18 protein-coding genes and 3 pseudogenes are annotated in these 20,033 nt (G+C 39.4%); 7 read left to right on the top strand and 14 right to left on the bottom strand.

What is annotated here, in order from left to right:
- Window positions 1–285 precede the first annotated feature (285 nt).
- From CVS81_RS07905 to CVS81_RS07885, 5 genes and pseudogenes are all read right to left on the bottom strand, one after another.
- Window positions 286–1,697, bottom strand: a pseudogene (locus tag CVS81_RS07905) (potassium/proton antiporter).
- Window positions 1,698–1,747: 50 nt separating this feature from the next.
- Window positions 1,748–2,185, bottom strand: coding sequence for a pyridoxal-5'-phosphate-dependent protein (locus tag CVS81_RS07900; protein WP_002940300.1), 438 nt, complete (start codon window positions 2,183–2,185; stop codon window positions 1,748–1,750).
- 31 nt (window positions 2,186–2,216) lie between these two features.
- Entirely contained in the window at window positions 2,217–3,458 is a 1,242-nt protein-coding gene (locus tag CVS81_RS07895) for an ArsS family sensor histidine kinase (protein ID WP_103575996.1), read from the bottom strand.
- Window positions 3,458–4,135, bottom strand: a complete 678-nt coding sequence (locus CVS81_RS07890; RefSeq protein ID WP_002940190.1) for a response regulator transcription factor — start codon at window positions 4,133–4,135, stop codon at window positions 3,458–3,460. The genes CVS81_RS07895 and CVS81_RS07890 overlap by 1 nt, the downstream gene beginning before the upstream one ends.
- A 98-nt stretch (window positions 4,136–4,233) precedes the next feature.
- Window positions 4,234–5,637 carry a Do family serine endopeptidase gene (locus CVS81_RS07885; RefSeq protein ID WP_107965622.1) on the bottom strand — a complete coding sequence of 468 codons (1,404 nt, stop codon included), beginning with the start codon at window positions 5,635–5,637 and terminating at the stop codon, window positions 4,234–4,236.
- A gap of 156 nt (window positions 5,638–5,793) precedes the next feature.
- Here CVS81_RS07885 and CVS81_RS07880 point away from each other — a divergent pair, with 156 nt between their 5' ends.
- The 6 genes from CVS81_RS07880 to CVS81_RS07855 all read left to right on the top strand — a co-directional run bounded on the left by CVS81_RS07880 (window position 5,794) and on the right by CVS81_RS07855 (window position 9,713).
- On the top strand, window positions 5,794–6,690 hold the full coding sequence (locus CVS81_RS07880; RefSeq protein WP_107965621.1) for a DnaJ C-terminal domain-containing protein: 897 nt from the start codon (window positions 5,794–5,796) through the stop codon (window positions 6,688–6,690).
- A 3-nt stretch (window positions 6,691–6,693) separates the two neighbouring features.
- Window positions 6,694–7,068, top strand: a complete 375-nt coding sequence (locus CVS81_RS07875; protein ID WP_107791571.1) for a heat shock protein transcriptional repressor HspR — start codon at window positions 6,694–6,696, stop codon at window positions 7,066–7,068.
- A 3-nt stretch (window positions 7,069–7,071) separates the two neighbouring features.
- A complete protein-coding gene (locus tag CVS81_RS07870; RefSeq protein ID WP_107965620.1) occupies window positions 7,072–8,697 on the top strand; it encodes a cation:proton antiporter in 1,626 nt (541 codons plus the stop codon).
- 80 nt (window positions 8,698–8,777) lie between these two features.
- Entirely contained in the window at window positions 8,778–9,032 is a 255-nt protein-coding gene (locus CVS81_RS07865; protein WP_107965619.1) for a type II toxin-antitoxin system RelB/DinJ family antitoxin, read from the top strand.
- Window positions 9,033–9,034: 2 nt separating this feature from the next.
- The gene (locus CVS81_RS07860) at window positions 9,035–9,298 is read left to right on the top strand and encodes a Txe/YoeB family addiction module toxin (RefSeq protein ID WP_021085440.1); all 264 of its coding nucleotides are present in this window, start codon (window positions 9,035–9,037) and stop codon (window positions 9,296–9,298) included.
- Between the two features lie 91 nt (window positions 9,299–9,389).
- On the top strand, window positions 9,390–9,713 hold the full coding sequence (locus CVS81_RS07855; RefSeq protein ID WP_107965618.1) for a hypothetical protein: 324 nt from the start codon (window positions 9,390–9,392) through the stop codon (window positions 9,711–9,713).
- A 126-nt stretch (window positions 9,714–9,839) separates the two neighbouring features.
- Here CVS81_RS07855 and CVS81_RS07850 read toward each other — a convergent pair whose 3' ends face one another.
- The 3 genes and pseudogenes from CVS81_RS07850 to secA all read right to left on the bottom strand — a co-directional run.
- The gene (locus tag CVS81_RS07850) at window positions 9,840–11,039 is read right to left on the bottom strand and encodes an ABC transporter permease (protein ID WP_107965617.1); all 1,200 of its coding nucleotides are present in this window, start codon (window positions 11,037–11,039) and stop codon (window positions 9,840–9,842) included.
- A 51-nt stretch (window positions 11,040–11,090) separates the two neighbouring features.
- A pseudogene (locus CVS81_RS10215) lies at window positions 11,091–11,192 on the bottom strand (SEC-C metal-binding domain-containing protein); the annotation flags it as partial.
- 108 nt (window positions 11,193–11,300) lie between these two features.
- Window positions 11,301–13,697 (bottom strand): annotated as a pseudogene (gene secA, locus CVS81_RS07845) (preprotein translocase subunit SecA); the annotation flags it as partial.
- Window positions 13,698–13,794: 97 nt separating this feature from the next.
- Here secA and lolA point away from each other — a divergent pair.
- Window positions 13,795–14,307, top strand: a complete 513-nt coding sequence (gene lolA, locus CVS81_RS07840; RefSeq protein WP_012001621.1) for a LolA-like outer membrane lipoprotein chaperone — start codon at window positions 13,795–13,797, stop codon at window positions 14,305–14,307.
- Between the two features lie 27 nt (window positions 14,308–14,334).
- Here lolA and CVS81_RS07835 read toward each other — a convergent pair whose 3' ends face one another.
- From CVS81_RS07835 to CVS81_RS07810, 6 genes are read right to left on the bottom strand one after another with little or no spacing between them, the layout of a single operon-like run.
- A complete protein-coding gene (locus tag CVS81_RS07835; protein WP_107965615.1) occupies window positions 14,335–14,874 on the bottom strand; it encodes a hypothetical protein in 540 nt (179 codons plus the stop codon).
- Entirely contained in the window at window positions 14,871–16,190 is a 1,320-nt protein-coding gene (locus CVS81_RS07830; protein ID WP_107937100.1) for an ATP-dependent DNA helicase, read from the bottom strand. Before CVS81_RS07830 ends, CVS81_RS07835 begins: the two co-directional genes overlap by 4 nt.
- Window positions 16,191–18,206 (bottom strand): SH3 domain-containing protein, encoded by a 2,016-nt coding sequence (locus CVS81_RS07825; RefSeq protein WP_107965614.1) that lies wholly within the window; start codon window positions 18,204–18,206, stop codon window positions 16,191–16,193.
- Complete coding sequence (locus CVS81_RS07820; protein ID WP_103572218.1) at window positions 18,203–18,697, bottom strand: chemotaxis protein; 495 nt, start codon at window positions 18,695–18,697, stop codon at window positions 18,203–18,205. Before CVS81_RS07820 ends, CVS81_RS07825 begins: the two co-directional genes overlap by 4 nt.
- Window positions 18,690–19,133 (bottom strand): DUF523 domain-containing protein, encoded by a 444-nt coding sequence (locus tag CVS81_RS07815; protein WP_107965613.1) that lies wholly within the window; start codon window positions 19,131–19,133, stop codon window positions 18,690–18,692. The genes CVS81_RS07820 and CVS81_RS07815 overlap by 8 nt, the downstream gene beginning before the upstream one ends.
- Complete coding sequence (locus tag CVS81_RS07810; RefSeq protein ID WP_107965612.1) at window positions 19,130–19,996, bottom strand: D-amino acid aminotransferase; 867 nt, start codon at window positions 19,994–19,996, stop codon at window positions 19,130–19,132. Before CVS81_RS07810 ends, CVS81_RS07815 begins: the two co-directional genes overlap by 4 nt.
- Between the last annotated feature and the right edge of the window lie 37 nt (window positions 19,997–20,033).

Below are 20,033 nucleotides of genomic sequence, written 5' to 3'. Positions count from 1 at the left end.
TCGTCGGCAGCGTCAGATGTGTATAAGAGCCCACCCTTATCCCCCCCCCCCTTTTTTTTTAAATCCTCCAAACCCCTCGCACGTTAGAGGTAGCACACAAAGGTGCTAACGCACCTCATGCTATTAAAAACTCTGGCAAATTTTAAAATTTATGAGCGAGCATATCACGGCTCTAAATTTAGTGCTAAACGAAGTGTAGCCTAAATTTAGTAGCCTGCTAAGGCAAGCGAGTAAAGTTTTAAAATTTACAAAGAGAAATGAAATGTGGCAAGTTTTATCAAAATTTTAATAAGTCAAATACTTAATCGTATCTTGATAAAGCACTTGATTTTCGCATTGTATCAGTAATAGGTCATTTTCTTCAAAGATTGTTGAGCCAGTTGGCTTTTGATACTCGTTTTTACGCTTTATTAGGATTATTAAAAACTCAGTTGGAAGCTCAAGCTGAGCCAAATCTTTGCCAATTAGTTTTGAGCCATAGTGGATGGTATGCTGGTGAAGCGTGTAGCTTAAGATCGGCGAGTTTTCTACTGCCTTAACATCCTCTTGCTCGCTCTCTTTGACCTTAAATTTATCAGCTGCAAAGCCAAGCGACATGCCCTGTATCAAAATAGAAATCAAAACCATAAAAAATATAATGTTAAAAATCATATCCGCATCACGTACGCCATCGACATAAACATAGGTAGCTAGTACAACTGGCACGACGCCTCTTAGCCCAACCCAAGAGATAAAAATTTGCTCATTTATCTTAAATTTTGAAAATGCAAGCGATGCAAAAACACCAAGTGGTCTTGCAAAAAACATAAGCCACAAGGCCAAAACAAGCGCTAACAGCGCAGTTGCAGGAAGTTGTGATGGATTTACCAAAAGGCCAAGTGTTAAAAAGACCACTATCTGCATCGTCCAAGCGATACCGTCGTGAAAACCGACTAAATTTTTCTTGTGAGAAAACTCTTTTTTATTTATAAAAATTCCAGCAATATAAACAGCCAAATAGCCATTGCCACCGATTTTAAAGCAAAGCGTATATAAAAGCAATATCCAAGCGATAGAAAAAACTGGATAAAGGCCCCAGCTTTTTAGGCGAAGTCTATTAAAGATGGCTGGCAAAGCAACGCCAAATAAATAGCCTATAGCGATACCTATGCCAAACTGCTTAACAAGTGTGATCGCCCACTCTGACGCACTTGGAGTGCTATTTAGTGAGATCATTTGAAAGATCGTCATAGTTAGAAATATCGCCATTGGATCGTTTGAGCCAGATTCCAACTCAAGCAATGGTGCAATGCTATTTCTAAGTGAAATTTTCTTAGCTCTTAGTATAGCAAAAACAGCTGCTGCGTCTGTTGAAGAGATAATGGAGCCTAGCAAAAAGGCCTCCGCCCAGGTAAAATCAAGCAGATATTTTGCAACTGGAGCAATAGCTAGTGCGGTTAAAAAACACCAAGTGTAGCAAGTGCTAAACCTCTAGCAAAAATAGGCTTAATCGCTGCAAAATCAGTATCTAGCCCACCAGCATAAAGTATAAAAATAAGTGCCAGCATACCGACATTTTGAGCGATCATTTGATCATCAAAATTTACGCCCAGCAAGCCATCTGAGCCAGCTAGCATGCCAACGCCTAAAAATATTATTAAAGATGGAATTCCAAATTTATCAGAGATCTTACTTAAAAGAATGCTAGTTATAAGCAAAACTGCAAAAAATAGTAGTAAATTCTCTAAATAAACTCCACAAAATTATATTAAATTATACTTTCAAAAACTTCAAATTTATCTTGATTTACAAGCATCTCAAGTAAGACGCCGTAGTTGTCTTTTATCTCATCTTGAAGTTTTATAGCAAGCTCTTTTGCGTCTTTTCCATCTTTTGGATAGGTAACCACTAGATCGATCGGCTCAGCGTTTAAAAACTCTTGTATGCCAGTTAGTAGCTCGCTAGCGCCTCTTTCGTTTGTGCCGTGAAGCACGACTACGTAGTGTTCGTTTTCTCTTATGACAACGTCAGTTTGTCTTAGGATTTTTTCAAAAATTTCGCCATATTCTTTACTATTTGGTAAAGAAAAATATATCAAAGATAAATTTTTCGCATAGTCCTTTACGTTTTTGTATCGCTTTATAAAAGCTATCTCAAGATCGATTATTGATAAAATATCAACTGCCGAGAAGATTTTTGCCGCCATTTTTACACTCCTTTTTTTGCGGTTTTGATTTTTACGCCGCTATTATATCTTGTAAATTTTCAAAAATAAAGACATTCATTCCATTTTTGTATTCATAGCCAAATTTTAGTCCATGAGCCTCAAGGATGTTGCTAACTATATATAAACCTAGACCAAAGCTCTTTTGCGCATCCTCGCCTTTGATAAATGGCTGGATGTAAAAGTCAAGGTCATTTTTTAGCTTCTCGCCTTGAGTTATAAATTTCATATGATCCTTGCTAACCATGATATTTACGTGCTTATCAGTTGAATACTTTATACCATTATCTATCATATTTTTAATAGCTACTGAAAATAGTTTAAAATCAACCATCACCCTAACCTCATCAAGCTCGCTGATGCCAACATGCTCCTTTTCAACCATCGCTATATCGATAGCCTCATCGATGAGATCCCTCATAAGGCAAGGCGTTTTGTTTGTAAGTCCTATCTTTGAAGTGATCTGCTCGATTGCTGCAAGCTCGTTTATCAAATTTTCAAGCTTGTGAAAGACGGAGATGAGCCTCTCTTGGTTTTTACTTTTTTCTATCATTTGAGCAGCGATCAGCCCCTTTGTGATAGGCGTTTTTAGCTCGTGCATGATATTTCTTAAGAAAAGATGCCTTGAGTCATTTAGTGCTTTGATCTGACAAACAGCCTCATAAAATGCCTCTGAAACTTCAGAAATTTCATCCTTGCCATTACCGACATTTTGCACGCCGTCAAGCTCGCCATTTGCAAATTTCACGATCTGACGCTTTAGCTTTCTAAGCGGCTTTATCTTATAGATGACAAAGATATAAGCGGCCAGCAAAATGACCGCAACCACCAAAAACACGGCCTTTATCACCTCATATCTATAAGGCTGAAATTCTTTATCCATCAAAAGCTTTAGCTCGTCTAAATGCTCGATCTTTAGGTAGTGATGCTTATCATAAAGCAAGATCGCACTAGATCCTAGATCACTTGAAATTTCTTCTAAAACGGCTGCATTTTTTAAAATTTCTTCTTTTTCATTTTTAGCTGTGATCTCTGGCATGTCGATGTTTGAGAGCTGACGGTCATACTGAGCTTTGTTTATGATGCCACCCATGTAGAGCAAATTTGTCCTAGCGACGTTTGAGTATTTGTTATTTAGCTCTCTTGTGTAGTTTTGTTTGTCAAAGCCCATGAGCCACAAAAATGCTAGAAATATCGAAACAAGCGCGAGCCCAAAGATAAACGTTATCGTGATAAATATAGAAGATCTTGGCATCAAAGGACCAACTTGTAGCCGATACCGCGGATCGCGTGGATGTATTTTGGCTCTTTTGGATTTTCATTTAGTTTTTGGCGAATTCTGCCGATGATGACATCGATACTTTTGTTTGAGCTATCTTCATTTATGCTTTCGCAGTTATAGATGAGCTCCTCTCTAGTGACCGCCCCTCCCTCTTTTTGAAGCAGATATTTTAAGATGTCATACTCCGCTGCGGTTAAATTTAGCACGCTGCCTTTAAATAAAATTTCCCGCTCAAATTCTTTCAAAACCAAGTCTTTGTTTAAATTTCTTGCCTCATTTGCAGGGGCTATGCTCTGCCTTCTTAGATGGCTTTTTATGCGAGCAAGAAGCTCTTGTGGGTCATAAGGCTTTGGCAGATAATCATCCGCGCCGTTATCTAGGGCATTTACTTTGTCTGTTATATCGTGCCTTGCGCTTGAGATGATGATAGGGATGTTGTGCTTTTTTCTTATCTCTTTGCATACCTCTAGTCCGTCCATGCCAGGGAGCGTAAGATCAAGGATAACTAGGTCAAATTCGCTCGTGTTTAAAGTAGATAGTCCGATATATGGCTCCTCGGCCGTCGTTACTTTTATGTCGTAGTTTTCTAGGTATTCAGTTAAAATTTCAGCAAGCTCCATATCATCTTCTATCATTAAAATTCTAGTCATGATCTTTCCTGTTGTAAATTTAATTTTTAAGGATTATAGCAGATAAAGGTTTTAAAAATTTAAAAGAGTTAAGAGCTGAAATTTCAGCTCTTAAGTGGTTATTTTATAACAAGGCCTTGCATGATGCCACCGCGGTTTATCCACACTAGCGTCTTTTTGCCTTTTGCGTTTTTAACAGTGCTTGCAAATGTTTGAATATCTTTTATGCTCTCTTCGCCAACTTGAACGATCACGTCGCCTCTTTCAAAGCCAAAGTCTTCAGCTTTTGAGCCAGATTTTACGTCAGTTACAAGCACGCCTTGAGTATCTGGGCTGATCTTATACTTAAATCTTATCTCATCGCTTAGATTACTAACGCTAAGACCCTCGATGATGACGCTTTTTGTAGCATCTTTTGCGTTGTGATCCATATTGACAAGCTTGATTTTTGTATTCATAACTTTATTTGATCGCTCGTAAGTTATATCAACGCTGCTATTTGGAGTTAGTGAGCCGATGAAATTTTTAAGATCATTTGCGTTTTTGATAGCTTTGCCGTTTGCAGATATGACCAAGTCGCCTCTTTTTAACCCTGCTTCATCTGCTGGCATGCCCTGCTCTACGCCGCTTATTAAAGCGCCTTCTTTATTTGTATAAAGCTCTTTTTGCTCATCAGTTAAATTTGCGATAGTTACGCCGATAAATCCACGCTCGATCTTGCCGTCAGTTATTAGCTTTTTAGCGATATCTTTTACCATATTTGATGGTATGGCAAAGCCTATGCCGTTGTTGCCACCACTTTTTGAAAGTATGGCTGAGTTTATACCGACTAGATAGCCCCTACTATCAACCAAAGCGCCACCTGAGTTGCCAGGGTTTATAGAGGCGTCTGTTTGGATGAAATTTTCATATTGATTAAGTCCTATGTTGTCTTTATTTAGCCCTGAGACGATGCCTTGAGTGATGCTCTCGCCTACGCCAAAAGGATTGCCTATGGCAAAGACGACGTCTGCATCAAGTAGCTTTGATGAGTCGGCAAATGTTATCGCATTTAGCCCATTTGCATCTATTTTTATAACGGCTAGATCGGTCTTTGGATCGCTACCTATTAGCTTAGCTTTATACTCCTTACCACCCTTCGCCAAGGTCACAACGATCTGGTCGCTATCTTCGATGACGTGGTTGTTTGTAACGATGTAGCCGTCATTTGAAATGATGACGCCAGAACCAAGAGAGGTTGTCTTTTCTTTCTCTTTTGGCTTTGCAAAGTTAAATCCAAAAAATTCATTAAAAAACGGGTCATTAAACATCTGTTCGATGCCTGCGTTATTTACTGTTTTTGTAGTCGAGATATTTACAACTGAAAGTTTTGCCTGAGCGATAGAGTCGTAGTATGATAACACGCTATTTTTATCACTTAACGGCGAAACTCTAGTTACATCTTGGTTTGCTTCGTTAAATTTAATATCAGCTCCCATTAGTAAAGAAGCCGCTGCTAATGAAATTAGCATAAATTTTTTCATTTTTTTTCCTTTAAATTGAAAATGTCTTGAAATTATAAATAGAGCTTAAAAATAAAATCTTAACGCTTTTTTCTCCTTTGTAAATAAAAATAAACTTGACTTGCATAGACTAAAGTTTTGTGATATAATCCGTGTCAAAAAACATAAGGAGAATATATGAGCGAAAGCTTATATGAAACTTTAGGAGTTTCAAAAGGCGCATCAAGCGACGAGATAAAAAAAGCTTATAGAAAACTTGCTAGAAAGTACCACCCAGACATCAACAAAGACCCTGGAGCAGAGGATAAATTTAAAGAGATAAACGCTGCTTATGAAATTTTAAGTGACGAGAAAAAACGTGCCCAGTATGATCAATACGGCGATAATATGTTTGGCGGTCAAAATTTCCACGACTTTGCCAGAGGTTCAGCCGATATGGGCGATCTAAACGATATCTTGAAAAATATCTTCTCAGGCGGATTTGGCGGAAGCGGTGCTAAATTTAGTGGTGGCTTTGGCGGAGGTTTTGAAGGATTTGAAGGCTTTGGTGGAGGTGGATTTGGCTTTGGCGGAGCTGATCTAGACGTAAATGCCAAAATTTCTATACCATTTGACGTGGCTGTAACTGGCGGCGAACATAAGATAAATTTTAATGGCGAAAGCATCAAGATAAAGATCCCAAGCGGCATAGAAGGCGGCGAAAAACTTCGCATAAAAGGCAAAGGCAAGAGTGCTGGCGGTCAAACTGGCGATCTTATACTTGCAATTAGCGTTGAGCCAAGTGACGAGTACGAAAGAGTTGGCGATGATCTATATAAAGATGTAGAAATTCCACTAAAAACTATGCTCTTTGGCGGCAAGATAAATGTGCATACATATAAAAAAGATGTCACCATCAAAATCGCTGAAAACTCAAAAACAGGCACAAAGATCCGCTTGAAAGGATACGGCGTGCAAAACAGAAAGAGCGGAATTTATGGCGATCTTTACTTAAAAGCTAGGGTAAAACTTCCAAATATCAGTGAGCTTGACGAGAGCTTAGTAAAAGAGTTAAAAGAAAAATTACCGGAGTAAAAAATGCAAAATTATGAAGAACCACTTTTTTTAATAAGCGTTGTAGCAAAGGTTTTAAGCATACATCCACAAACTTTAAGACAATACGAAAGAGAGGGACTAGTTGAACCCTCAAGAACAGATGGCAAGATGAGGCTCTACTCGCAAAAAGACGTTGATCGCGTCAAAACGATACTAAATTTAACCCGCGAACTTGGCGTAAATTTAGCAGGTGTTGATGTGATACTTCAGCTAAAAGAGAAAATTGACGATTTAGAAGCAACTATTGATGAGTTAAATAAAAAATTACACGAAGCTACCAGTCAAACTAGCACCAAAAGATCGCTTGTGAAGAGAAAAAATAGCTTTGATCTTGTATTTTACGAAGGCAAAAAATAATATATGGAACAAATTTTAGAAGGCTTCTTGCTTGTCGCTGCGATCTCGGTCGCTCTAAACGTCATATTTAAGAAATTTCAGATACCAACCATCATCGGCTACATCGTAACAGGCACGCTTATATCTGAGTTTTTCAACCTAAAAAGCAACGATGAAATTTCTCATATCGCGGAATTTGGTATCGCATTTTTGATGTTTACGATCGGACTTGAATTTAGCTTTAAGCACCTGATGAGCATGAAAAAAGAGGTCTTTCTAAATGGCGGTCTGCAAGTTTGCTTAAGTGGCTTTGTGATGGGTGTGATGCTCTACTACGCGCTTCATCTAAAGGACGAGACAGCGCTTATTGCAGGTCTTGCCTTTGCTCTATCATCAACTGCGATCGTGCTAAAAACGCTAAATGACAATGGCGATGTGAGTAAAATTTATGGCAGAAAGGCACTTGGAATTTTACTATTTCAAGATATCGCCGTCATCCCTATTTTGCTTATGATAGATATGTTTAGCTCGCAAGATGCCTCTATAAATGAGCTTTTGTTAAAGACATTTACGAGTGCGGTTATCCTTATTGTTGTGCTATTTTTGCTCGGCAAATACGTCATCAACTGGATATTTTACAAAGTCGTTCAGACAAACTCTCAAGAGGTCTTTATCGCTACTATTCTCTTTTTGGTCGTTGGCGCCAGCACGCTAGCTCACTTCTTTGGCTTTTCATACTCTCTTGGTGCATTCTTAGCTGGCATGATGATGGCAGAGACGCAGTATAAGCACCAGATCGAGGTCGATCTCATACCTTTTAGAGATCTACTTCTTGGACTATTTTTTATAACCGTTGGCATGCAGATAAATTTTGTAGTCGTGCTCTCAAACATCTGGCTAGTTCTAGGTCTAGTCTTTAGCATAATGGTTGTAAAAGCCATCGTCGTTTTTGCCGTTTTAAATATCTACTTAAAACGCAGAGTCGCTGCTAAGACTGCACTTAGCGTCTGCCAGATCGGTGAATTTGCACTGGCTGTCTTTGGGCTGATGACTACAAGAAATTTACTTGATATCCAAACTGCTCAAATTTTCATCGCAGCCTCTGTTATATCGATGTTTGCAACACCTTTTATACTTAAAAAGCTTGACGTTTTAGCTGATCTTGTAGAGCGTGAGGTGGCAGTTGAGTCAAACGAGACCTTAAAGCCACAAAAACTAAAAAATCACATCGTAGTCTTTGGCTACGATAGGCTTGGTCAAGAGGTGGTTTTAAGGCTAAAAGAGACAAAGCTTTTATACATCGTGCTTGATAATGACATCAGCCTAGTCGAGCTTGGTAGAAGCCGCGGGGAAAATGTATTTTTAGGAAATGTGCTTCAAAGCAACACCCTTGAAAACGCTTGCTTAGACGATGCAGCCGCTGTCATCATAACTGTAAATAACGAGCAAAGAGTTGAGCTAATAGCACAAAAGATCAAAGACTACGGAGCAAATATCCAAACGATCATCAAAGCAAATGGCGAGGGCAACAAAGATATCTTTGGCGAGCTAGGCGAGAATTTCCACCTTATAAGCGAGGAGCGCGTCATGGCAAAAACCCTTGTTCACGAAGCTCTTCAGTGCAAGATCGACCACGACGTAAGAGCGTAGTAAATTTATACGAAAAACTATGCATTGTAGTTGTTTGTAAATACAATCTATGATATTATAATTGCAAAAAAGGATAAACAATGGCACAAATTTGCTTAAGAGTAGAAGATAACATTAAAAAATCAGCCGAGGCGATCTGCAAAGAGATGGGGCTTTCTATGTCATCAGCAGTCAATATCTTTCTTGCAAAGCTAGTCTCTGAAAGAGCTATCCCTTTTGAGGTTTCAGCTCCAGATCCATTCTATAAAGATGAAAATATAGCCTATCTTGAGAAAAAGATGAAAGACTTTAAAGAGGGAAAGCTAAATTTTAAAGAGCAGGAAATGCTAAGCTAACAATGAGCAGAGATATAAAATGGGATTTTGACGCTTGGAAGGACTATCTATCTTGGCAAAATCAAGACAAAAACACCTTAAAAAGGATAAATGAGCTCATAAAAGATATGGCAAGAGATCCTTTTGATGGCATAGGCAAGCCCGAAGCGCTAAAAGGAAATTTATCTGGTTTTTATAGCAGGAGGATAAACAGCGAACACCGCTTGGTTTACGCAGTAGATGAGACTACGATCTACATAATAGCCTGCAAAGGGCATTATAATTAATATTTTTGCTCTCAATATCTTTTCATAAGTCTTTTTAAAATATAACTTTATTATAATCACATCGTTTTTATAAAATTTAAAAAGGATATATATGAAAAGATCAATTTTAGTTGCAGCACTTTATGCTTTATTGATCGGAGTTTTATCTGGATGCGGTGGCGAGGACATAAAAGTTGAGGAGCCTAAAACTGCCAAATACTATCAGGAACATGTTAATGAAGATATAAAAACTTACATAGATTGTGTAGAAAATGATCATTACAGAGGCGATGGGTTCAAAAGCATAAAAAATCAAAATTGCAACAATTCTGCTCAAGGTTTAAGTCTAGCTGGTATTTTCAATAGTTTCAAGGGAACTTTTAACATTAATGGAAAAGAAGTTGAATTAGATGAATTGATGAAAAAATATAAGTAAAAAAATAACGCTCAAAAAGCTTTTAAAAATAACTATACATTTTTATACACAACATACAAATTTAAAAAGCATATTAGCCAATAATATGCTTTTAAAACCAAATTTAAAGCCTAGCATTTCTAGGCTTTACTCATTTCTTAAAGTTTGAAGGACATTTACCTCAGTAGCTTTTTTGGCTGGATAGTAAGACGAGATAGCCACGATAAACACAGCCCCAACTACGATAAGCACAAGATCTATCGTTGAGAGTTCAAGCGGTAGTTTGCTTGAGCCATAAACGTCAGCTGGCAGGTCTATGATGTTGAAATTTCCAAGTAAAAATAACCCCAAAAAGCCAAGCACCAAGCCAAATATAATGCCACCACCGCCTATTACTAGCCCTTGATAAAAGAAGCTTCTTTTTATCTCGCCTTTACTAGCTCCAAGTGCTAAAAGCAAGGCGATCTCCTGCCTGCGGTTCATCACGGTCATTAGTAGTGAGCTTATGATATTTAGCGACGCCACAAGGATAATAAGCATCAAAACGATAAAAAGTGCTCTTTTTTCAAGTGCAAGCGCTGAGAAAAAGTTGCCATTTTGCTCCCACCAGCCAATAGCAACCGTGCCTGCTGGAAGCCCCTCGCGCACCCTTTTTATGTCATCAAATGGCTTACTTGAAAAGATGTGAATTCCATCATAAACGCCCTTTGGATAGTCTAAAATTTTCCTTAATGCATCAACTGAAGTATATGAAAACGCCTTATCGTAGGCGATTAGCCCAGATGTAAATGAGCCGCCGATGTCAAAGCGCTTCATCTTTGGCGTTAGCGAAAAGCCAGCAGGATCAGCCTTTGTAAAGATAAGCGTTAGTTTTTCATCGTCTCTTAGTCTAAACTCGCTCGTTATGCCGCTTCCCACAAGTATCTCAAAGCCCTCTAGCTCTTTATTTTTTAAAGCTTCTTTTACAACCGAGTTTATATGCTTTTCATCTTTAAAATTTACTCCATAAATTAGCCCGCCTTCAAGTGCATTTGCCGAGCGGTAAATGACCTGCGTGCTGATATAAGGACTAAATTTAAGGTCGCTAAATTTAGCCTTTAGCTCATCTACAAAGCCATCATCGATCGATCCTTTAAAGGCACTTTGAACGGTTATAGGATAGTTCATCGTAAAAAGTTTGCGCTCAAATTCTTTATCAAATCCATTCATAATAGCCATCGCAACGATCAAAACCATAAGTCCGATGCTAACACCAAGAAAGGCGAGCAAGGCGCTTAGAGCGATAAATGGCTGAGTTTTATCAAATCTTAAATATTTAAAAAGTAGGTACTTTGGTAAGCTTGTCATCAAATAGCCTTTAAAAGATTAAGGCGCTTTGGCGCCTTAAAAGTAGAAATTTTAAGCAAATATGCCTTTTTTAGGGCCACTTTTGCCGTGGCAATCTTTATATTTTTTACCGCTCCCGCAAGGGCATGGAGCGTTTCTTGGTATCTTTTTTTCTGGCGTGAAATTTTCATCTTCGCCTTGATTGTTGTAGTTTAGAGGCTCATTTTCAGCATTTTGACTAGCTTCTAGCATCATCCTAGCTTGCTCTTCTTGCTCCTCGCGGCTCTTAAATCTAACGATTTGAAGCGTTTTAACGCTCTCAGTTTTTAGTCTGCCAACTAGCTCCATAAAGAGGTTGTAGCTCTCTTTTTTATATTCAACTAGCGGATCTTTTTGATTATACCCTCTTAGACCTATACCAGTTTTTAGGATATCCATCTGATAAAGGTGCTCTCTCCACGCATTATCAAGCACTTGAAGGTATAAAATTTTCTCTATATCTTTTCTTTGCTCTTCATTTAGCACGCTCATCTTTTCGTTATATCTAACCTCTAAAATTTGCGCTATTTTTTCTACTAGTTCATTATACTCTAGCCCTTTTAGCTCGCTCTCGTCGATCTCTTCGCCACAATCTGCAAGGATGATAGAGCATAAATTTTTAATATCAAAGTCATCTTTCAAGCCGCCATGGAAAATTTCAGCCGTATCAAGTAAATTTGTAGCGTATTCAACTCTATTTTGAGCTATCTTTTCGCTCATATCGTAGTTTTTATCAAGTAGCTCATCGCGGTATTTATAGATAGTCTTTCTTTGCTCATTTGCCACGTCGTCATACTCAAGCAAGTGCTTTCTAGCCTCGAAGTGCAAGCTCTCGACTTTCTTTTGAGCATTTTCAACAGCTCTTGTCACCATGCGGCTCTCGATGCTTTCGCCCTCGTCGATACCAAGCCTATCCATGATCGCTTTTATGCGGTCGCTACCAAAAATTCTTAAAAGATTATCCTCTAAGCTTAGATAAAATCTACTCATACCAGGATCGCCCTGACGTCCAGCACGGCCACGGAGCTGATTATCTATCCTTCTACTCTCATGCCTTTCGGTGCCGATGATATATAAGCCGCCAAGGTCTCTCACCTCGTCATTTATCCTGATATCAACACCACGTCCAGCCATGTTTGTAGCGATAGTCACAGCGCCTTTTACGCCAGCTTGTGCGATGATCTCGGCCTCTTTTTCGTGGTTTTTAGCATTTAGCACAGAGTGTGGGATGCCAGCTTTTTTAAGCATCTCGTGAAGCACCTCACTACGCTCGATACTTGCAGTTCCTACAAGCACTGGCTGACCTTTTTCGTGAGCTTTTTTAACCTCGTCGATGACCGCTTTAAATTTCTCGTTTTGAGTTTTGTAGATAAGGTCGTTTTGATCGATCCTCTTAACTGGCACGTTTGTTGGGATCGAGATAACTTCAAGATTATAAATTTGAGAAAACTCAGTAGCCTCTGTCTGAGCTGTACCAGTCATACCTGCAAGCTTTTTATACATTCTAAAGTAATTTTGATATGTTGTATCGGCAAGAGTTTGGCTCTCTTCTTGAATTTTCACGCCCTCTTTTGCCTCAAGTGCTTGGTGAAGTCCCTCGCTAAAGCGTCTGCCCTCGCTTAGACGTCCTGTAAATTCATCAACTATGACAACTTCGCCATCTTTTACGACGTAATGAACGTCTTTTTCAAAGAGATTGTGCGCCTTTAGAGCTTGATCTAAGTGGTGGCTTAGCACGGCATTTTCAAGGTTGTATAAATTTTCAACTCCAAAGAGCTTTTCAGCCTTGCTTATGCCAGCCTCTGTAATCATTATCGTTCTATTTTTTTCATCTACTATAAAGTCCCCCGTTGGCTTTGAGCCTGGCACGTTTGGATCAGCTGGAGTACCTCTGGTAAGCTGTTTTGCGACTTGATCGGCTCTTATGTAGCCATCAAGCGTGCGGTTTGTTGGACCAGAGATTATAAGTGGTGTTCTAGCCTCATCTATCAAGATACTATCAACCTCATCCACGATAACGAAGTTATGACCTCTTTGAACCTTTTGGCCAGCTTCAAATTTCATATTATCACGCAGATAGTCAAAGCCAAATTCTGAGTTTGTGCCGTATGTTATGTCGGCGTTATATGCAGCTTGTCTTACCTCATCGTCATATCCGCCACTTAGTATCACATCAACACTTAAGCCTAAAAAGTTATAAAGCTCGCCCATTTGCGTCGCGTCACGCTTTGCAAGGTAATCATTTACTGTTACTACATGCACGCCCTTGCCACTCATTGCGTTTAAGATAACTGGCAAAGTCGCAACCAAGGTCTTGCCCTCGCCTGTCTTCATCTCGGCGATCCTGCCCTCGTTTAGCACCATACCGCCGATTAGCTGCACATCAAAATGGCGCATCTTAAGCACCCTTTTACTGGCCTCTCTAACTAACGCAAAGACATCATTTAAAATTTGATCTAAAGTGACTTTTTCTTCTACGACTTGGGCTTTAAGCTCATTAAATTTGATCTTAAGCTCATCATCACTCATCTTCTCATAAGTAGGCTCTAGCGCGTTTATCTGCGCCACACGTTTTATATATTTTTTGACTTCTCTATCATTTTTCGTGCCAAAAATCTTTCTAAATACCGATGAAATCATTACTTTACCTTCCTAAATTTTTAAACTTTGGATCTTAGCATAGTTTAACTATTTATTTAATTAAACTGGGCTAGAATACGCCAAAAAAGGATAAAAAATGAGAAAATTTTTAGTTGCATCTCTCGTTGCGGTTTGCTCATTTGGCGCTGGCTTAAATTTTAAAAGCCTGCAAAGTGACTTTACTCAAACTGTCTTTAGCGAGGGCAAGAGTGTAAATTACAAGGGTAGATTTTACGCTAAAAGCGACAACACCGCGCTTTGGATATATGAAAGTCCAACGCCAAAGAGAATTTACTTTGACAAAGACAAGGTGGTCGTGATCGAGGATGAGCTCGAGCAAGCCATCATCTCAAGACTAGATGATACGCCAAATTTGACGCAGGTTTTGGCTCACGCAGAGCAAATTCAGCCAACACTTTATAAGGCGATATATGACGGAGTTGAGTACTTTATAACGATCAAAAACACGCTTCCAACGACGATTGACTATAAAGACAAGCTTTCAAATAAGATAAAAATCACTCTAAGCAACCCTGTAAAAGACGCGCTCATCCCAAAAGAGACGCTAACTCCAGTCATCCCACAAGGTTACGACATCGTAAATCAATAAATTTGGCTAGCTTTTAGCCAAATTTACTCACTTCTCTCCGAAGTCTTTTCCAAATTCTTGCACATTATTTAGATCGATCGGCTTTTGCACCACGTCATTTGGATCAGGTGCGACGATGATCTCGTTGCCTTTTTTCTTCTTTTCTGGCTTTGTCATCACATCTTCATTTACACTTGGATCAGAGCATAAATTTTGGCTTTTTATCGCTTTTATGATCTCGCTTAGCTCTAGATTATTTATCACTTTGATGTTTAAAATAAGCACATCATCGATATCAAGAGAGTGTTTTTTGGCTGCGTATTTCATAAATAGCTCTTTAAATTTCTCTTTTCCCATCGAGGTTAGGATATCCTCCACGTAAAAGCTGCCAACAACGACATTTAGTGCATCAAGCACGTATGCTTCGTTCTCCTCCACATCACGTCCGACAACTTCAAGGTTCATGTTTATCTTTTTTGTTAAATTTTGTCCAGCTTTTGAGTAGATATCTGTTTGAAAGTCACTCACTTTTAGCACATCTGCAAATGCAAAAACGCCAAAAACAAGGCTTAAAAATAGCTTTTTCATAAACTCTCCTTAATATGCAAAAATACGTTTTCTTGGTAAAATTTCTTAACTTCGTCGTCAATTTTAACCACTTTTCTTAAATGCTGCCTAAAATCACTTTTCTTATCATAAAAAAGTTTTAAATTTTTAGGATTTACCGCGCGAGAAAGTGCGACGTAGAGCTGTCCCTTAGCAAAGATGTGGTTGATGTTGCAAATGAGTGAGTTTATACTCATGCCTTGAGACTTGTGGATAGTTAGCGCATAGGCAAGTTTAAATGGAAACTGATAAAGCGAAGCTTGCACGTTTTCTTCGATCTCGTCTTCGTTTAAATTTAGCGCGCAAAAGTTATAAGCGCACTTTTCTATCTCGCAGATCTCACCGCTATCTTTTTGCACGATCACGCTTGATATGGCGCCATTTTCTTTTAAAATTTGCATGATCTTGCCTTGCTCGCCGTTATAGTACTCGCCCCATTTATTTGAAGTAAAGATGATTTTTGCGCCTATCTTCATCTCTAAATTTCGTGAGATATTTAGCGTGTTTGCCCACTTTTCAAACTCTTTTTTGTCTAAATTTTCATCCATAACAAGCACGTCCGAGTTTGAAATTTCAAGTGGCGCATTAAGCGCAAGAAGTCTTTTTTGATTTAGCATCTCAGCCTCAGCGTTTCTGCCAAAAAGCACGCTAGTCTCGCTATCTGGCTCGATAGCTCCCACTCGCAAGCTCTCGATATAAGCTATCATCTCATCATCTAGCTCGCCAACTCTAAGACGAGAGAGAATTTCATAAAATTTAAGATCATTTGTGCGTTTTGAGAGCAAAAGCTCAACATTTGTAAATTTCATATCCTCCCAAGCACTTGAGTTAAAGGCGTATAAAAAGTTAAAAAGTTTGCTCTCATTTTGCTCTTTTTGCACGGGTGGCAGCTGATAAAAGTCGCCCACTATGAGCACCCTGCCCTTAAATTTAGAGGTGAGCAAGCGGTATCTTATCATCTCCATAACATTTGAGCTAACCATCGAAATTTCATCTATTACAAGCAGATCGCAGGCATCTAGCATATTTCGTAGCTTGCTTAGCTTATCTTTTTGGCGGTAGTCAAGCCGTCTTAGCTCCTCGTAGTCCTTGCAGTAGCCAAATTTAAAAAAGCTATGCAAGCTCACGCCCCCAAGACTAACAGCGCTTATGCCAGTTGAGCCAAGGATGACGACATTTTTGAAATTTTCTTTGTAGTGTCTGATGATGGAGGCGGTTAGATAGCTCTTGCCAACACCGCCGCCGCCAGTTAAAAAGACATTTGAGCGAGATAAAATTTCTAAAATTTGATCTTTCATCTACTCAAACATCTCTGGGCGATACTCAAAATGCATCGTATCAAAGTGCTTCCAGCGTCCGCCCCAGATAAATTTATGCTTCTCGAAAACTCGCACGATCTTTTCAGGGATCAAGTTCTCATAGCCCTTGCTCCACTGCCAGTAGTGGCTCTTTTTTACATTTATATCGATCGCGATGCCGTAGCTGTGCGCGCTTAGGCGGTTTGTGCCAGCGATGATGCGCCACTTAAATGTCCCGCCTGGATCTTTTAGGTACTGAAGTAAATTTGGATCGCTCTTTACCATCTCATTTAGCTCATTGCTAACTTCTTGCAAGGCAGCTGCAGCGCCATTTTTAGAGTTAAATTTTAAAGGCAAATTTAAAAAATCTTTTAGCCAGATAACATCAACCAAATTTGCCTTGACCGCGCTCTCGCTTGAGCCATAAATTTTGCCTAAAAGCTCGTAGTTTCTGCATCTGCCAGCATCACTAAGTGCTGCACTAAGTGGCGAAAATGCAGCGTAATCAAGTGCGTTCATATCCTCTATGTCAGCCCCAGTACTGCACTCTTCATCTTTTTGTTTAAAATCATCATAGACTAGGCTCGTGCCATCACTAAATTTAACCAAATTTTCTTCTATCTTCACGCCGTAAGCTTGCTGCAAAGCTGAGATCTTTCTAGCCTTATCTAGCATCCCTTGCTCAGGCCTCATCACATTTATAGAATCAACCTTAGAAATTAGCAAATTTGCACTTTGTATGTCGCTTCTATTTTGTCCGATATTTAGCGTAGTTATCGCGGTCGCTCCGATAAGCGCGCGGCCGTTGTTTGTAGTCTTTAGCCCCCAAGCATCATGCACGACGTAGATATCATCGCCCTTGTATCCAGCATAGAGCATGATATGACCTGGCAAATGCACGAGCGTGAGATATGGCACGCCTTTTTCTTTTATCTCTTTGCTCTTTGCAGCGTTGCTAAGACCTTTTAGATTGATCTTTTCTCCCATATTTGCCTGCGCCCTTGAGTTCCTAGGTAACCACACGCCAAAGCTTGCTAGCAAGTCTTTTGTAAAAAGCGAGCAGTCTCTTAGCTTATCCACCCCGCCCCAGCCATAAGGCTGAGTAAGAAGCGAGCTAAGAATTGTCTTTAAATTTGAATCGTTAAATTTAAGTGGAAAAAGGGCGCTAAAAGACTTTGGGAGGACAAACTCCCTAAGCATATTTCTTACATAAATTTTGCCGTAGTAGTTTTTGTCATCTTGCGCCAAAACTGGCAGTATCGCGCCGACACGTGAGTAAAACAAAAAGTTTCCGCCTTTATCATAAACTGGCATCTTGTCGGTTTTTATCGTTACAAAGCTTGATTTTTGATAGGCAAGCGCCTCTTCATCACTTATAAATTTGATATCTTCAACCTTCACCCAGCCCCAAACCGCATCATCACTCACAAACGCCCACGCCCTATCTTTTGAGAGGTGCGATACAAAAAGCGGATGAGCGATGCTTAGGGTGGATTCTTGCAGATAGTCAAACGGATAACCCTCACCTGGAGTTTGCGGGTTTAAAAATATCGGCTCGTCGGTTGGGAAATTTCTTACAGCTGTGTTTGCTGAAGTTAGAGCATAGGCTGAAATTTGCAAAAAGCCAGTGAAATTTGCATTGTCCTTTTGTGCGTCAAACCAGCTTTGAGGTATCTGTCTAAAATTTGAGCCAAAATACTTTCTCTTCTCGCTTGGCTTATATACATTAAACGCCCAAAAAGCGTCATTTGGGTTAAATTTAATGCCTCTTAGAGTAAAAACCTTAAATCTTCTTTTTAAAATTTCATCTTGAGCAAAACTCGCACTTTGCATATTTTGAGGTAGCGACGAGGCATCTTGTTTTACTTCAAATTCAAGCAGGCTGATGCGCTCATTTGGCTTATAGACATTTTCGTCTGGCAGGGCATTTTGCTGCTTGTTTGGCTCTGGTTTTGTTGTCTGCGAACAACCCAAAAACAAAGCAACACTAAGTGCTAAAAATATACCTTTTTTCAAATTTCTTCCTTATCCTTAAATATAGCTTCGACGATCAAAACAAAGATATAAAACATCTTTTCATCGTTGTTTTTGCAAATTTGCTTCATCGTCTCGTTTTGATCCTTGACCTTTATATCGTTTGATCTTAAAATTTCTGCAATGTCTGAGCCAAATTTCTTTGAAAGCTCGCCCACTTTGACATCATTTAGCGCGTTTAAAAACCTTGTCGTGTTGCAGTCCATCTGCACTGGCTTATGTTTTAAGATATTTTTAAACTCAAGACTTAGCTTTTTTAGTTTTTTCTTCTTGACGTAGCTGTGGATTATGGTGAGGACAACCAAACTAAAGCCAAAGAAAATGTGCAAATTTAGCGAAAACTCGCTCATCTCTCCCTTTAAAAAGAGCACACCACTTACAAAAAGCCCAACCACGCAGGCAAAAAGTAGCAGCAAGATGATGTATTTAAAGATCACCTCGACCATGACATTATCTTTTAGCCTCTCAAACATCAAGCCGCCCTATCTCATCTTCGCTAAAAACTAAAATACCATTTTCTTTTAGCAGTTTTGCCGCTACGCCGTCGCCAAAGATTAGCTTTTTAGTGAAGCTTCCATCATAAATTTGCCCGCTGCCGCAGCTTGGGCTTCTAGCTTTTAAGATCGCCTTTTTGCAGCCATTTAGCTTAGCTATCTTTAGGCAAATTTCAGCCCCAAATTTAAAATTTTCGCTCACATCTTTAGCGGTTTTTGTAACGACTAAGCCACCTTTCATCTCAGCTGGCTCTCTTGGCGTGCTAAGTCCGCCAAAAACCTCTGGGCAGACAAAAAGCAGATGATATTTTTTTGAAATTTCATCCAAAATGCCAATACCCAAAAGGTTGTTTTCGCCATTAAATTTGCAGTTTATGCCAGCAAGGCAGGCGCTTATTAAGACCTTTTCTCTCAAAGCTCAGCTTCTTTTAAAAGCTCGCTAGCATAAATTTCACGAAGTTTGCTTGAGATGTCGCCCACTTTTGCGCCGTTTATCGCCTTGCCGTCAGCATAGATGACTGGTAAAAGTATAAGCGTAGCAGCCGAGATAAAGACTTCATCAGCGCTATAAACCTCGTCCATGCTAAATTTACGCTCCTCTATCTTTAGGCCGATATCTTTAGCGATCCTTAAAAGCCTCATGCGGCGGATCCCTGGTAAAATTTCATTTGAAAGTGGCTTGGTGATGAGGGTTTTATCCTTGATGATAAAAGCGCTCGAGCTACAGCCCTCTGTAACAAAGCCGTTTTCTACCATAAATCCCTCGTCCGCGCCCTTTTTGTGAGCCTCGTTTTTAGCGTAGCACTGAGCTAGAAGCGAGATCGATTTGATATCGCGCCTTTTCCACCTGATGTCCTCTACGCTTACCACTTTTATGCCAGTTTTTGCAGCTGGGTTGTTTAAAATTTCACTCTCGTAGCAAAAGATAAAGACGCTTGGGGTTAAATTTTCCATAAAATAGAAATTTCTAAACGCCACGCCTCTTGTTACTTGCATGTAAATTCCACCCTCTTTTAAGGCGTTTTTTGCGATCATCTCATTTAAGATCGCTTCAAATTTCTCTTTTTCGTAAGGCAGGCTTATATCTATCTCGTTTAAGCTTCTCTCAAATCTCGCCCAAAAGCCCTCTTTATCGACCATTTTTGAATTTATCACAGGCACTACTTCATAAATTCCATCGCCAAATATAAATCCTCTATCAAATGCACTAACTTTTGCCTCATCTTTTGGCACAAACTCGCCATTTACAAAGACAGTTTCTAAAGCTTTATCTGCCATTTTTAGCTCCTTAAATTTTAGGCAAATTGTATCTAAT

This window comes from Campylobacter concisus (genome assembly GCF_003049065.1).
In the GTDB taxonomy this organism is placed as follows: Bacteria; Campylobacterota; Campylobacteria; order Campylobacterales; family Campylobacteraceae; genus Campylobacter_A; species Campylobacter_A concisus_BE.
Note: the sequence above shows the minus strand (reverse complement) of the source record. Positions and strands in the feature narration are given on the sequence as shown.